At 64.1% G+C, this 13123-nt stretch carries 9 protein-coding genes; 3 read left to right on the forward strand and 6 right to left on the reverse strand.

The window, feature by feature from the left end; all coding sequences use genetic code 11:
• Window positions 1-251 (forward strand): hypothetical protein (locus EA187_RS20345; RefSeq protein WP_164856103.1); only part of this gene is annotated, 251 nt, incomplete at its 5' end.
• Between the two features lie 855 nt (window positions 252-1106).
• Here EA187_RS20345 and katG read toward each other — a convergent pair.
• Window positions 1107-3311 (reverse strand): catalase/peroxidase HPI, encoded by a 2205-nt coding sequence (gene katG, locus EA187_RS07865; RefSeq protein ID WP_127779885.1) that lies wholly within the window; start codon window positions 3309-3311, stop codon window positions 1107-1109.
• A 153-nt stretch (window positions 3312-3464) separates the two neighbouring features.
• Between katG and EA187_RS07870 the strand changes: the two genes are divergently transcribed.
• On the forward strand, window positions 3465-4451 hold the full coding sequence (locus tag EA187_RS07870; RefSeq protein WP_127779886.1) for a hydrogen peroxide-inducible genes activator: 987 nt from the start codon (window positions 3465-3467) through the stop codon (window positions 4449-4451).
• 78 nt (window positions 4452-4529) lie between these two features.
• On the opposite strand, the gene EA187_RS07875 is transcribed toward EA187_RS07870, so the two are convergent.
• The 5 genes from EA187_RS07875 to asnB all read right to left on the reverse strand — a co-directional run bounded on the left by EA187_RS07875 (window position 4530) and on the right by asnB (window position 11080).
• Entirely contained in the window at window positions 4530-5285 is a 756-nt protein-coding gene (locus tag EA187_RS07875; protein WP_127779887.1) for a cytidylyltransferase domain-containing protein, read from the reverse strand.
• Window positions 5286-5372: 87 nt separating this feature from the next.
• Window positions 5373-6098: an N-acetylneuraminate synthase family protein gene (locus EA187_RS07880; RefSeq protein ID WP_127779888.1), complete on the reverse strand. Its 726-nt coding sequence runs from the start codon at window positions 6096-6098 to the stop codon at window positions 5373-5375.
• Between the two features lie 61 nt (window positions 6099-6159).
• Entirely contained in the window at window positions 6160-7575 is a 1416-nt protein-coding gene (locus EA187_RS07885; RefSeq protein ID WP_164856104.1) for a glycosyltransferase family 2 protein, read from the reverse strand.
• Entirely contained in the window at window positions 7560-8969 is a 1410-nt protein-coding gene (locus tag EA187_RS20350) for a hypothetical protein (RefSeq protein WP_164856105.1), read from the reverse strand. The genes EA187_RS07885 and EA187_RS20350 overlap by 16 nt, the downstream gene beginning before the upstream one ends.
• Entirely contained in the window at window positions 8966-11080 is a 2115-nt protein-coding gene (asnB, locus tag EA187_RS07890; RefSeq protein WP_127779890.1) for an asparagine synthase (glutamine-hydrolyzing), read from the reverse strand. The genes EA187_RS20350 and asnB overlap by 4 nt, the downstream gene beginning before the upstream one ends.
• Before the next feature lie 259 nt (window positions 11081-11339).
• Here asnB and glpD point away from each other — a divergent pair, with 259 nt between their 5' ends.
• Window positions 11340-13025, forward strand: coding sequence for a glycerol-3-phosphate dehydrogenase (gene glpD / locus EA187_RS07895; protein WP_206524222.1), 1686 nt, complete (start codon window positions 11340-11342; stop codon window positions 13023-13025).
• Window positions 13026-13123 lie beyond the last annotated feature (98 nt).

The following is a 13123-nucleotide window of genomic DNA, read 5'->3' on the forward strand; positions in this document are numbered from 1 at the left end:
TTTACGGGGCGATTCTGGCTCTAGCGCTCTCCAACCGCCTACTCGAATATCTGCGTAAAAAAGCTCGTGGACGAGCGATGCCGACGACCCGCTTTGCGGAGGTTTTTCGCACGCTCTCATACCAGCTGCTTCTGGAACTCACCGCACATCGCCGTCAGGAAAAGACCGACCTCTTCGCGATGCTTCTTTACGAGGCCATCGATCCAAACCTGATACGGGGGCGTTCGAGCGACATTCTTTGGGATTTGTGAGGTGTTAGAGAATGAGTGTTTATGCGGGTTTGAGGCTTAAGCGAACACGGATGCATGTCGATGACAAAGACGTTCTTCGCAATCAGTACTGCCGTTATCGTCGTCGTCTATTCCATTGTTGCAGATCTCAAAGACAATGTCGGAAAACGCGACCTCTTGTCCCGCTCGCCCCTCATCATCAGCTCCGCTACATGCGCTGATTAATAACGCCGCGACGCAAATCAAAACCCTTATATAGACTCTCACATTGGCCCTTTGAGTTTGCGCCAGACTGCGCAGTTTGGGGTACATAAAGAGAAGGACACTACCTATTTCCTTACCTGAGCGCAAGATCTGCAGCCGGACATGTTGATTATCATTGCGGTGACTTTTTTCCTCATTCTTTGTTTTGGGGGGCATCTTTAGAGTCGCACGCTGTGCGGGGGTGGCGCAACTGCTAGTTTAGACTTTTTGTGGTTATCGTTATAGAACTGGATTATACGTATAATCCAGTCAGTAAGCGTTCAGCACACCGTGCTTTTCGATTCGTTTAAGCGAGCCTGAGCGCCGACGCTGCGACTTCACCACGAAGCACTTCGACTGAAGCGGTGATACAATCAAGCAAGTTTCGACCTGCTGGCGACAGGTTTCGGCGACGGTCCTGGCGACGCCGATTACAGCCGTTTTTGACGAGATGATGGGCATCGCGTGTCCTGCAGCCTCCTACGTCAGCGCCTTCGTCTTTTTGCCACAGCGCAATCCCTCCCAGCCCCTAAACAAAAACCCCTCGCCGCATCCGCGGCGAGGGGTTTGTCGATCAGGCCAGAAGTCCTGATTCTATGCGGCTGAGAGGGGCATCACCCCTCCGGGTCGCACTTACGCGACATCGAAGCGGTCCAGGTTCATGACCTTGCTCCAGGCCGCCGCGAAGTCGCTGACAAACTTCTCGTCGGCGTCGTCGCAGGCGTAAACTTCGGCGATGGCGCGCAGCTGGGAGTTGCTGCCAAAGATCAGGTCGGCGCGGGTGGCCGACCACTTCACCTCGCCGGTGCCGCGGTCGCGGCCTTCGAAGCGGTAGCCCTTCTCGTCGGAGGCCTGCCACTCCAGGTTCTGGTCGAGGAGGTTGACGAAGAAGTCGTTGGTCAGGGTGCCCGGGGCGTCGGTGAAGACGCCGGCTTTGTCGCCGCCGGTGTTGGCGTCGAGGACGCGCATGCCACCGATGAGCGCGGTCATCTCGGGGGCGGTGAGCGTCATAAGCTGGGCGCGGTCGACCAGGAGCTCTTCGGCCGAGCGCTTGAGGCCTTCGGTGTAGAAGTTGCGGAAGGCGTCGGCTTTGGGCTCAAGCGGCGCGAAGGAGTCGGCGTCGGTCTGGGCCTCGGAGGCGTCGGTGCGACCCGGGGTGAAGGGCACCTCAATGTCGTAGCCGGCGTCTTTGGCGGCCTTTTCGACCGCGGCGCTTCCGCCCAGCACGATGAGGTCGGCCAGCGAGACGCGCTTGTCGTCGGATTGGGCGTTGTTAAAGCCGGTCTGCACCTCTTCGAGCACCTTGAGCACCGTGACGAGCTCGGCGGGTTCGTTGACGGCCCAGTCCTTCTGGGGGGCCAGGCGAATGCGCGCGCCGTTGGCGCCGCCGCGCTTGTCGCTGTTGCGGAAGGTCGCGGCCGAGCCCCAGGCTGTCTTCACCAGCTGCGGGATGCTCAGGCCGGAGTCGAGGATCTTCGCTTTGAGGTCGCTGATGTCGTCGGCGTTGATCAGCGTGTGATCGACCGCCGGGACGGGGTCCTGCCAGATGTACTCTTCGCTCGGAACTTCCGGCCCCAGGTAGAGCGAGGTCGGACCCATGTCGCGGTGGGTGAGCTTGAACCAGGCTTTGGCGAACACGTCGGCGAGCTGGTCGGGGTTCTTGTAGAAACGCTCGGAGATCGCGCGGTAGGCCGGGTCCATGATCAAGGCGAGGTCGGTCGTGGCCATCATCGGGGCGTGACGCTTGTCGGGATCGTGGGCGTCCGGCACGGCATCACTTCCCGCCCCATCTTTAGGGATCCACTGGTTGGCGCCGGCCGGGCTTTGGGTGAGCTCCCACTCGTATCCAAAGAGCGTCTCGAAGAAGCTGTTATCCCAGGTCGTGGGCGTGGGGGTCCAGGCCCCTTCGAGGCCGCTGGTGATGGTGTCTCCCCCCTTCCCGCTGCCGAAGCTGCTCTTCCAGCCCAGGCCCATCTCTTCGATACCGGCCGCTTCCGGCTCACGACCGACATGCGCGGCGTCGCCGGCGCCGTGGGTCTTACCGAAGGTATGGCCGCCGGCGATCAATGCGACCGTCTCCTCGTCGTTCATCGCCATGCGGGCAAAGGTCTCGCGGATGTCATGGGCCGCTGCGACCGGGTCGGGCTTACCGTTGGGGCCTTCGGGGTTGACGTAGATCAGGCCCATCTGCACCGCGGCCAGGGGGTTGGACAGCTCGCGCTCGCCACTGTAGCGCTCATCGCCCAGCCACTCGGTCTCGGGGCCCCAGTCGATGTCTTCTTCCGGCTCCCACACATCGGCGCGGCCGCCGGCAAAGCCCGCGGTCTTAAAGCCCATCGACTCCAGCGCGACGTTGCCGGTGAGGATCATCAGGTCGGCCCAGGAGATCTTGCGGCCGTACTTCTGCTTGACCGGCCAGAGCAGACGACGCGCCTTGTCGAGGTTGGCGTTATCCGGCCAGCTGTTCAGCGGGGCGAAGCGCTGGGTGCCGGACGTGGCTCCGCCTCGACCGTCGCTGATGCGGTAGGTCCCCGCGCTGTGCCAGGCCATGCGAATCATGAGGGGACCATAGTGGCCGTAGTCGGCTGGCCACCAATCCTGCGAGGTGGTCAAAACCTTCTCGATATCGGCTTTGACCGCCGCCAGATCCACACTCTTGAACTCCGCGGCGTAATCGAACTCCTCGCCCATCGGGTCCACAGAGCTGGTGTTCTGCACCAGAACTTTCAGGTTGAGCTGATTCGGCCACCAGTGCTTGTTGGCGATCGATCCGGTCGGCCGGGGGCCGGTGGAGCCGTGCATCACAGGACACTTATTCGCGTTCGCGTTCTCGGACATGGCCTCTCCTGATGGGGATGGTGGAATGATGGTTTTGCGGGGAGCGTCGACGCCTGCTGCGTCGGGCCCCGGTGACGGAGCTTGTTTTAATCACCCGTCGTGCATAAGACAAAGATATTGTAGGCATACCTCCCATAACTTCAGGTTACTAAAATGCTGCCCACGCTTCGCCAACTCGAGTACATCGTGGCCCTGGCCGACACCGGACAATTCGTGGAAGCAGCGCGCGTATGTTCGGTCAGCCAGCCCGCACTTAGCAAGCAGATCCGCGAGGTGGAGGAGCTCCTGGGCGTGGAGCTCTTCGAGCGGGCTCGCCCCCGGGTGCTCTTGACGGGAGCCGGCGAGGAGGTTGTGAAACGGGCGAGGAGCCTCTTGCTGGAGGCAAAGGAGCTGGTGGACGCGGCGCAGGTGTTTGCGGGTGCGCGCCAGGGCACGGTGCGCCTGGGTGTGATTCCCACCATCGCGCCCTACGGGCTGCCCGGTCTGCTGGCGAAGTTTCGCCGCATCTACCCCGAGGTGGCCTTTGCGATCGAAGAGCTTCAGACCGACGACCTTTTGCGGGAGCTACGCCAGGGAGCGATCGACCTGGGCCTACTCGCGCGCCCCTTTGACGATCAGGGGTTGAGCGGGCCGGACCTGATCGTGGAGCCCTTTGTGCTGGTGGCACCCGCCGGCCATCCGCTGAGCGCACCGGAGCGCATCGCTACCGACGAGATCGCCGGAGCCAGTCTGATTTTGATGCAGGATGGCCATTGTTTGAGGGATCAAGCGATGGATGTGTGTCGGCTGGCGGGAAACCCGCCGGCGACGACCGTGACCGCGGCCAGCGTGGCAACGCTGGTGCGCATGGTCGAGAGCGGGCTGGGCGCGACGCTTTTGCCGGCCAGCGCGCTGAGCGCGGAGGTGCGCCCGGGCCAGGATCTGGTCGCGCGCAGTTTTGGCGACGACCCGCCCGGGCGCACGCTGACCCTTCAGTGGCGCGCCTCATCGCCGGCGCACAGCTGGTACACCGAGCTTGGCGAGGTGCTACGCGAGCACTACCTGACCCTCAACGCCACCATGCCCGAGGTCGGAGGACCGCGCCCCGTGCTGCGCTCCCCGGGCTCGGCGCAGGGAGCAACGCCTGAGACGGGGCTCTGAACCCGACCTCTTCAAACGCACTCCCCGGGCCGCCCTTTGATGTGCGCTCCCCGGCGACACCCTACTCCGGTACTTCACTCAGCGGGCGCTGCGCTGCATGCAGTGGGCGTTGCGCTCCACCAGATCCGGGCGCCGGTGCAGCCACTCCAGCACGCGCCGGCAATCCACAATGTCGCCGGGGCGGTAGAGCGCGTCGTAGATCTCGCGCAAGAGCGCGTAGTCTTCGGGATAGTCCATCGTCAGCCGAAACCCGGAGCAGAGCGCCGGATCGGGATTGAGGTAGTCGACCGGGTAGACCCGCGGTCGCTCTTTAATAAAGAGCGTGACGTGCTCGCGCTCCTCGGGGCGCATCGCCAGAAGATGCGCGTCGACCAGCGCGCTCACCCGGTAAGCCTCACTGCCAAATCCTAAGGTGAGGCCGGTGCGGGCAAAATGCCCGTCGACGCCGATCGCGTCACTCTGCAGAAGATGGCCCAGCATGCGCTCGAGATGCTCCACGCAGACCAGCGGTGAGTCGCCGGTGATGCGCACCACCACCTCGGCCTCGGTCTGTGCAAGCGCGAGGTAGAAGCGGCCGAGCACATCATCGCGCGAGCCGCGAAAGAGGCGCACTCCGGGGGTGTTGAGCCAATTCACCAGCGCTTCGATCGGGTCATCTTCGGGCCGATCGCTGGTGGCGATGATGATCTCGTCGATCTGTGAGACCCGCTTGAGACGCTCAATGATGTGCCAGAGGGCCGGTCGCCCGGCCAGGGGCATCAGTACTTTTCCCGGGAGCCGCTCCGAGCTCATCCTCGCCTGGACCACTGCCACCACTTTCGCTCGCTCCGTCATCGTCGCCCCCCGCCCCTTGCCCTTGATCGATTGTCAGAACCTCAACCTTCGCCGACCCGGCGTCCCTGCCAGACCGGCGCGCTTCTTTTAGCCCGGCACGCCACCGACCCCGGGTGGGTCACCGCTTAAGCCCCTGGCGAGCCGGCTGAGCGGTCGGCCCAGATCCACCATCTGACGAAGTTCCTCGGGGGTCGCGCTCAAGATATGATCGCGGTGCACTCCGCGAATCGTCTTATCGAGGGTGAAGTGCTTTTCGATAAATTGCGCGCCGCGAGCAATCGCCAGCAGGCAGCCTTCGATGCCGTGCATATGGTCGCTGTAGCCGTAGTACCCGTCCGGCTCAAAACGCTCCGGAAGCCCCTCCAGGTGCACCGGGTAGGTGGGGTAATGAGAGCGGCAGAAGATATAGCGCAGGGTGTCGGTGGGCGGCCCAAAGGGCAGGTCTTCGCCTGTCCACCAGCCCAGCGAGATGTACGTCTCGCGCCCCTGCTCAAGCACCCGCTCCACGAGCTCCGGTTTGTCGACGACGGTGCGTGAGGCGATCTTGTAGCGGCTCGGATTAAGCGGACGCGCCAGCTCCAGGGCCTCTTCGTTGATGATCGAGGCCATGAAGTCGATCTCCCACCACTCGCACCAACGCTTGAGCTGCATGGCCATATCGGGGTTGATGTGGTTGAGCTCCCCGGGCTGATCGCGCCAGCCAAACTGAAACTTGGCCACATCGGCCCCGGAGAGTTTGGCCTGGCGGATCAGCTCGTAGGCCAGATCGAAGTTCCCCTCATGGTTGAGTCCTATTTCGGCAACAAAAAGCATGGTTTCCCCTCCCTTAAGGCGCCTCAATGAGCGCCTGCAACCTGTTGATTTTACTCAATGATCACTCTGCAGCAGCCGTCGGAGGCTCCTGCCGTCGCTCGCCATCGTGTCGCAGAAGGTGGTCGAGCATCCAGCGGTCGAAGTCGCTCTTGAGCTGAAAGCTCTCCCGCCAGGGCATCACCACATGCGAGATGCTCTTGCCGTGGTAGTCGTCCGAGCGGATCGCGTCGCGCCAGACCGCGGTCACGGCACCGTTGAAGACGTAAAGCCCCTCACGCTCCAGGCGCAGCTTGCGCATCATCGCCGGGTTGAGCGGCTCCAGGCCGTCGGCACCATGCTGAAAGTGCATGTCGAAATCCTCGTAGACGCTGATCACGCTGTCGGCGTCGTAAAGCACCAGGGTGTCGAGCGCCTTGGTAATGTGTTCGGCGCGACGAAGCGGACTGTGAGCGCTGAGCACCACCACCACGTCGGGAAAGAGATCGTGGTCGGTCTCCAGACGCGTGATGGCGTCGTGCACAACCTCCGAGAGCTTGCGATCGGCCTCCGAGAGGGCCGAGGGGCGCAGCATCGCCGGGATATCGCGCGTGGCGCAGTGCTCCACCACCCGCGGGCAGTCGGTGGTGACCCAGATCGCGTCAAAACGCCCGCTGGCCCGCGCCGACTCCAGGGTGTGGTCGATGAGCGGACGGCCTCCCACCTCGCTCAAAACCACATCGGGCATGCTCTTGTAGGTGTTTTTGGCGGGCACAAGCCCCACCACCCGTGGCTTGACCGCCCCTTCGAGCTTCTCGGCCATGGAGCGCTTGATCTGGCGGCGCGCGGTAAGCAGACGATCTTCGTTGCGGCTCAGCGACTCGGGATGCTGGCGGTAGAAGAAGAGCGGCGTGGCCACCCCATCCACCGCATAATGGCGCGAGACCTTGAGCCAGAGCTCGTAGCCATCCTGGGCGTTGTGGCGCTCGTCGTAGCCGCCCAGCGCCTTGAGCACCCTGCGGCGCACCATCGTGCAGGCCCCGTGGGCCGGCAGGTCGAGCAGGCGAGCCTCGCTGCCCGGGAGCTTGCGCTGCTCCACCCCCAGAAATCGCCCCTCGGCGTCGACATAGACATAATTGGGGTAGACCAGCGCCACCTCCGGGCGACGCTCCATACGCTCGCTCATCACCAGAAGCGCCGACTCATCGAGCCAGTCATCGGCGTCCAGGCGCATGATGTATTTGCCGCGGGCCATCTCCAGCACGCGATTGGCGTTGCGCTGCAGGCCCTGCGCCTGATCATGACGCAGCACGCGGATGCGCTGCGGGTCTTTTTGCAGATAACGCTGACAGATCTCCGGCGTCTCATCGCTGGAGGCGTCATCGACGATGATCAGCTCCCAGTTCTGCAGGCTCTGCGCCAGAACACTCTCAACAGCCTGCTCCAGATAACGCCCGTAGTTATGGCAGGTGATGTATACGCTGACTAACGGCCTCTCCATCTCGCCCCCCTGCGAAAATCTTCGGTGAAGTCGGCAAATGTGCGCGTGCGTGCCTTCGATGTGGGCTCGGCAGACGACGCGCCACCGGGCCCCCGGCCCCCTCTCAGGCCGGCGCGCAACCGCCAGGGGCGCGCGCTCAAGATAAGGAGCACCAGCAGGTACATCGGCATCATCGGCACCCGGTAGCGCGAGAGGGTGCCCAGGTTGGTGGTCGCAAGCCCCACGCCCAGCCCGAAAAGCAGCACGAAGACCACGCAAAAGATCAGCGGCGGTGAGCTGCGCAGCACCCGCCACGCCCCCCTCGCCCCCAGTACCCATAAGATGCGCACCCAGAGCAGAAGCACCAGCGTGGTCTCCACCGCGTTGATAGCTGCCACCGCGTTATGCGCCTCAAAGATAAAGGGCCGAAAGAGCGAGGCCGAGATCGCCAGAGGCGCAAAGGCCAGCTGCCCCCCAAGGCTCGTGGTCGTGCCATCGCCCATGCTGTAGGAGGAGCCCCCCTGGATGCGTTCGCCCTGGTACTGCAGGTTGGCCGTCTCCTCGGCCAACGAGTCCAACGAGTACTGCGGAAAGATCTGTCCCAGGCCGATCATAGCGCCCACACCCGCCGCCCCTAAGATCGCGATCTGAAAGGGTTTTCTGGCGATCGCAACCGTACCATGGGTGGCCATGGAGCGCCGCCAGTACCACCAGAGCGCGGCGGCGGCCACCATCGGAAAAAGGATGTAGCTTTTGACCAGCGCCACAGCCACCGCCCCGGCAGCCAACCACAGAATCCCCCAGCCCTTGCCGCGGCTCCCCAGCAGACGGTGCAGCCCGTAGATCATCCAGCCTAAGCCCCCCATCGCCACCGCTTCTTTGACCACCCCGCTCGTCCAGAAGACCGCCGAGGGCACAAGCAGCGTGGCTACCATCACCTGCAAACGCAGCTCTTTGCCAAAATGCGCGCTGAAGGTGCGGTACATCGCCAGCTGGCCGCTAAACGCCACAAAGCTCAAGATCAGCCCGCAACCAAACATCGAGGAGCCGGTCAGGATCAGCAAAAAGGCCGTGATCCCGATCATCGTGGTCGTCGAGGTGCCCTCCTGACCAAAAACCTCGATGGGGATCTCGGCGGGCTGCTGAAAGATCAGACGCAGCACCTCCGGCCCCCAGCGCAGCGGGTCGACGCGGATGTAATCGGCCAGCGCTTCGCCATAGCCGTAATAGACCTCCATATCGCCGCGACCGAAGAACTCGTAGGTGAGTACGATCAGCACAAAGGCCGCGATGACATGGGCCCAGAAGCTCATCCATACAAAACGACGATCCTCTCCCGGAAGCCGGGTCTGGCCCACAAAGAGGGCAAAGATGCCGGTGAAGATCAGGATGGTGCAGGCGAAGACCTCGTTCATCGTCGGCCCACCATTGAGGGGGCGTCCATCTGTCTGAGGCCCGGCGAGTGACCGGCGGCGCGGCGACTGCGGGTGGGGTGCTGACGCTCAAGCCAGGCCTGGAACATCAGAACGTTCCAGAGTTCATAGGCTCGCGAGCGCTTCCCGCTTAAGTGTTCACGCCAGATGGCGCGCACCGGCTCGGGGTGCAAAAAGCCCTCGCGCTCCAGGCGCTCCGGACGCAAGAGCTCCTCAGCCCAGGGGCGAAGCTCGGCGCGCAGCCAGGCGTCCAGGGGCACGCCAAAGCCCATCTTCGGGCGCTCCACCAGCGCGCGGGGCACATAGCGATAGAGCACGCGCCTCAAGATATGTTTGCCATCGCGCCCCCGCACCTTCATGCCTAAAGGCAGGCGCCAGGCAAAGGCCACCACGCGATGGTCGAGCAGCGGAACGCGGGCCTCCAGGCTCACGCCCATCGAGGCGCGATCGACCTTGGTGAGGATGTCATCGGGCAGATAGCCCACAAGGTCGCGGTACATCCAGCGCTCGGCCAGGCTCGCCACCTGAGGCTCCTGCTCCCAGCTCCAGGTGCGGGGAGGCTCCTGAAGATCGCGCACCGCCCGATGGCCGGTCGGCCAGTTGGCGAGCAGGCGTCGGTAGAGATCTTCGGCGTCGGGGGTATCCAGGAGCTCGGCGAGTTTGTGGAGTTTGTCGCCGATAAGCCGAAGTCGGCCGGGGGTAAAGGGAGCGGGCTCGGGCGAGGAGGAAGACGCCCCCGGCACAAGCTCGCGTACGCCATCGAGCAGCCGGCGCACCTTCGCGCCGGGGCTGAACGCCCCCTCCCCCAGACTGGCGAAGAGCGCCTCCCACTGCCCGGGACTCAACCAGAGAAGCGCGCGCCCCACCTGCTCGCGCAGCGGCGCGGGCACCCGGCTCATGCCCTCCCAGATCGGCGGTCCCCACACATGGCGATTATAACCTCCAAAGACCTCATCGCCGCCGTCGCCGCTCAGGGCCACGGTGACCTTCTGGCGCGCGAGCTGGCTGACCAGGAAGGTGGGGATCTGCGAGGCGTCGGCAAAGGGTTCATCGTAGAGGGTGGGCAGCCGGTCGATAACCGCCAGCGCGTCGGAGGGCTCCACAATAAGCGAGGTATGCTCGGTGCCCAGAAAACGCGCCACCCGCGCGGCATCATCGGCCTCATTGTAGCGCGCTTTGGCATTCCCGATGGAGAAGGTCTGAATGGGGCGGCCGGACTGCGCCTGCATCAGCGCCACCACCGTGGTGGAATCGATGCCGCCGGATAAGAAGGCCCCCAGGGGCACATCGGCCACCATGCGCTGGCCGACGGCGCGGCGAAGTTCGCGCTCGAGCTCATCGGTGGCCTGCTCCTCATCGCCCATAAATGGCGAGCGCACCCCCAGCGCGACGACCTCCTCAGCGCGCCACCAGCGATGCTCCTCGCCGCGATCTTTGCCCGGATCGCGGATGGTGAGCATCGCGCCCGGACGCACCTTGTAGACCCCCTCGTAGATCGTATGGGCGCCGCCGACAGCCGAGCGGCTCAAAAATCCGGCCAGAGCGCGACGATCGATCTCCGGCTCAAAGCCGGGATAGTTGCGCAGCGCCTTGAGCTCCGAGCCAAAGAGCAGCACCTGCCCGTGCCAGGCCCAGTAGAGCGGCTTGATGCCCAGCCGATCGCGGACCAGATGCAGCTCGGCGCGCTCGCGATCCCAGAGCGCCATGGCAAACATGCCCACCATCTGCCTCAAACTCTCTTCAAGGCCAAAGGTCTGCACCGCCCCCAGAATCACCTCGGTGTCCGAGCCGCCCACAAGGGGGTAGCTACCGCGGGTGGCCTCGAGCACCCGGGCCTTGAGCTCGGCGAAGTTATAGACCTCCCCGTTATAAACCAGCGCCCAGCGCCCATCGGCCGAGAACATCGGCTGGCGGCCCCGATCGGAGCAGTCCAGAATCGCCAGCCGTCGATGCCCCAGCGCCAGCCCGTGGCGCCCGTCAAACCAGTAGCCCGCCCCATCCGGCCCCCGGTGGCGCAGGGCGTTGGTCATCGCAAAGATCGCCGGCTCAAAGCGCACGCAGCGCCGGTCCCAGAACCCCGCAAGTCCACACATCGATCCCCCTCCCCTCAGACGTTTCAGCTCAAAGAAACCTAACCATATTCGGGGCCTTGAGTAGTACCTGCGACCGCCGCCCTGGCGTCGCTCTGACCCGGGCCGACACCCTGTCCTCCTCAGCCCCCGTTGCTTTTGACGCACCCCGTCATTAAGTTGACAGGTGCTGGCCCGAGGGCGGCAGAAACCTGCGCACCAACCCCTTTCAATTCCACAAAAAAATCAAAGACTTATGAGCAAAAACACCTCAAGACAGGCGATGTGGGACGCGCTCGGCGAGCCCGTCGATCTTTTGATCATTGGCGGCGGGATCAACGGGGCGGGCATCGCCCGCGACGCTGCGCGTCGCGGGCTCAAGGTGGCGCTGGTGGAGGCCCGCGATCTGGCCTACGGCACCAGCTCGCGCTCCTCCAAACTCGTGCACGGCGGGCTGCGCTACCTCCAGCAGTTCGAGTTCAGCCTGGTCTTCGAGGCGGTCAGCGAGCGGCGCATCCTGCTCGACATCGCCCCGCACCTGGTGCGCCCCTTAGGGTTTCTCTTCCCGGTCTACCGCGACTCCCCCCATAACCTGCTCACGCTCAAGGCGGGGATGTGGCTCTATGAGGGCCTCTCGCTCTTTCGCTCCCCGAAACGCCACCGCAAGCTCGGGGTGCGCGACGTCGCAAAAGAAGAGCCCGCGCTCACGCGCGAAGAGCTCAAAGGCGCGCCCCTCTACTACGACTGCTCCACCGACGACGCCCGCCTGACCCTGGAGAGCGCGCTCGACGCCGCCGCTCACGGGGCGACCATCGCCACCTGGACCCGCGCCCTCTCGTTCATCAAAGACGAGGAGAGCGGCCGCATCCAGGGCGCCGTCGTCAAAGATATGCTCGGCGATGGGGGGCTCAAAGAGATCCGCGCCCACGCCGTGATCAACGCCACCGGCCCCTGGACCGATCGCACCCGCGCGTTGAGCGCCGAGCCCACCTCCACCCTTCTGCGCCCCACCAAAGGCGTGCACATCGTCGTCGACCACGCCCGCCTGCCGGTCAACAACGCCGTGGTCTGCTTTCACCCCGACGACAAACGCGTGCTCTTTGCCATCCCCTGGGGCGAACAAACCTACATCGGCACCACCGACACCGACTATAAAGGCGACCCGGGCCAGGTCTACGCCGAGGCCAGCGACGTGGAGTACCTGCTCACCGCCGCCAACGACTACTTTCCCGAGCATCCGCTCACGGCCGACGATGTGATCGCCACCTGGGCCGGGCTGCGCCCGCTGATGGCTCAGGGAAGCGCCTCGGGAGCCGACATCTCCGAGAGCGAAGTCAGCCGCGAGCACCAGATCGTGGTGGGCGAAGACGGCCTGATCACCATCGCCGGCGGCAAGCTCACCACCTACCGACGCATGTCTGCCGAAGTGGTGGAGACGGCCCTGAAGATGCTGCGCCTGGGCGATCATCTCCCCGAGACGGTGCATAATCCTCGCACCGACACCTCAGCGCTTCCCGGCGCGGCCGACTGGCCCGAGGCCGAGAGCGACGAAGAAGCCTTCGAGCTCATCGCGAAACACACTCTGGAAGCCAGCCAGAGCCAGCTCAGTGCATCCTCAGCGCGCTTTCTGGCGCAGACCTATGGCACCCGCGCCCCGGCCCTGGGAGAGCTCGTGGCGGCCGATCCGGCGCTCGGAAAACCCATCACCGAGGGCCGCCCCGAGCTTTTTGTGCAGATCGACTGGGCCATCACCCGCGAGCTGGCTGCCACGCTCACCGACATGCTGGTGCAGCGCACCCAGATCTTCTACCGGGCCGCCGATCAGGGGCGCGAGGCCGCACGCCGCATCGCCGAGCATATGGCCGGGCCGCTGGACTGGAGCGAGGAGGCGATCGACGCCCAGGTCGCACGCTACCTCCACGATGTCGATCTCTCCCAGCGCTGGCGTCGCGACTACGACGCCCTCTAAATCTTAAAGTTCCCGGTTTTTTGCATGAAAAAGGCCTGTTTTGATCCCAGAAGGATCAAAACAGGCCTTTTTTCGTGCGTATCACTTCCGGCGCTCAT

It is taken from the genome of Lujinxingia sediminis (assembly GCF_004005565.1).
In the GTDB taxonomy this organism is placed as follows: Bacteria; Myxococcota_A; Bradymonadia; order Bradymonadales; family Bradymonadaceae; genus Lujinxingia; species Lujinxingia sediminis.